This is a genomic window from Streptococcus sp. HMSC078H03, from assembly GCF_001808655.1.
Lineage (GTDB): Bacteria > Bacillota > Bacilli > Lactobacillales > Streptococcaceae > Streptococcus > Streptococcus salivarius_G.
In genome coordinates, this window is the sequence record NZ_KV794100.1 from 1 (window position 1) to 323 (window position 323).

The window sequence follows — 323 nt, forward strand, 5'->3', positions numbered from 1 at the left end:
TTCTTGTCTTTAAAAAGGCTCGACCAAGGTGCTGAATAATGTGAAATCGATCAAGAACGATTTTGGCGTTTGGAAAGAGCTTGCGAGCCAGTGGCATATAAGCTCCAGACATATCCATAGTGATAAACTGTACCTGTTGTCGGACTTTCAATGGATACTTCAAAAAGTAGTTTCGTATAGTAGTTTGGCAGCGATTATCAAGTATAGTTATGAGTTCGTTTGTCTCATAGTTCTGTGCCACAAAAGCCAATTCCCCTTTCTTGAAGCCAAACTCATCCCAGGACATAATAGCTGGGAGTTTGTCATAATGTTCCTTGAAAGTA

At 39.9% G+C, this 323-nt stretch carries 1 protein-coding gene; it reads right to left on the minus strand.

All coding sequences use genetic code 11. The features are described from left to right. Positions 1-323: transposase (locus HMPREF2607_RS04930; protein ID WP_070476208.1), on the minus strand; the 323-nt coding region annotated here is incomplete at both ends.